The organism is Acidovorax sp. KPB24-03 (assembly GCF_057546605.1).
Window position 1 is genome coordinate 1 of sequence record NZ_BAAJYR010000670.1, and the last position, 1,307, is coordinate 1,307.

Annotated in this window: 1 protein-coding gene and 2 pseudogenes; all 3 read left to right on the plus strand. The window is 73.8% G+C overall.

The annotated features are described in order from the left end of the window. Nucleotides 1-290, plus strand: a pseudogene (locus AC27KI_RS25045) (hypothetical protein); the annotation flags it as partial. Beyond that, entirely contained in the window at nt 287-835 is a 549-nt protein-coding gene (locus AC27KI_RS25050; RefSeq protein ID WP_284428525.1) for a GNAT family N-acetyltransferase, read from the plus strand. The pseudogene AC27KI_RS25045 and the gene AC27KI_RS25050, both read left to right, overlap by 4 nt. Then, a pseudogene (locus AC27KI_RS25055) lies at nt 832-1,307 on the plus strand (molybdopterin molybdenumtransferase MoeA); the annotation flags it as partial. The gene AC27KI_RS25050 and the pseudogene AC27KI_RS25055, both read left to right, overlap by 4 nt.

Genomic DNA, 1,307 nt, shown 5'->3' on the forward strand with positions numbered 1-1,307 from the left:
CATCGCCGCCGCGCCGCAATCCGATGGGCTGGCCGCCGATGCCCCCCACGCGGGCGAACCGGGCGCCGCTCCCCCTGCGCACGCAGCCGGTGTTCTGCCTCCTGCGGGCCTCGCTGCGGGAGTCGCTCGCGCAATTCATGGTGGGCGGCGGCCGCAAGATCGGCGCCTGGATCGCCCAGCACCCGTGCGCCGTGGCCGCCTTCGACCAGCCCGGCGACGACCCGCTCGGCTTTTGCAACGCCAACACCCTGGCCGAACTGCACGCGCTCGAACGCGCGCTCGCCCCATGACCCCTGACCCCTTCCGGATCGACGTGCTCGGCACCGCGCACCTGCATGCCTACAAGGCCTTGCGCGACGAGGCGCTGCGCTGCGCGCCCGAGGCCTTCACCTCCGACCACGCCAGCGCGGTGCTGCGCCCGGCCCAGTCGTATGCCGAGCGCTTCGGCGCGCCCGCCACGGGCACCTTTTTCCTCGGGGCGTTCGCCGCGGACGGCCAGTTGCTCGGCAGCATCGGCTGCGAGCGCGAGGCCCGCCTGCAGCAGCGCCACTGCGCCAGCGTGGTGGGCATGATGGTGGCGCCGCGCGCGCAGCGCGGCGGCGTCGGACGCGCGCTGGTGCAGGCCTGCGTGCAGCTCGCCGAACAGGTGGCCGGGCTGGAACAGCTGGTGCTGACGGTCACCGCCGCCAACACCCACGTCGTGCGCCTGTACGAGCGCGCGGGCTTTCGCGCCTGGGGCCTGCTGCCGCGCGCGGTGGTCATCCAGGGCATCGGGCACGACAAGCTGCACATGGTGCGGTGGCTGCCGGCCTCCCCTCTTTTTTCTGCCGCATGAAGACCCTTGCACAGATCGCCGCCGGCCTGCCCGGCTACGACGCCCACGCCCTGGGTGCCGAGGCCGTCACCGCCTTCCTCGAACAACTGGTGCAGCCGGTGGCCGGCACCGAAACCGTGGCGCTGTCCGCGGCGCTCGACCGGGTGCTGGCCTGCGACCTCGTCTCGCCCATCAGCGTACCGCCGCACGACAACTCGGCCATGGACGGCTATGCGTTCGACGGTTCGGCATTGCGCGCCGGCCAGCCGCTGTCGCTGCGGGTGGCCGGCACCGCCTTGGCCGGCCGGCCCTGGACGGGCCATGCCGCAGCCGGGGAATGCGTTCGCATCATGACCGGCGCCGTCATGCCGCCAGGGCTGGACACGGTGGTGCCGCAAGAGCTGGCCACCGTGCAGGGCGGCACCGTGCATCTCGCGGCCGACGCGGTGCGGCCCGGCGACCACCGGCGCCGCGCGGGCGAAGACCTGGTGCG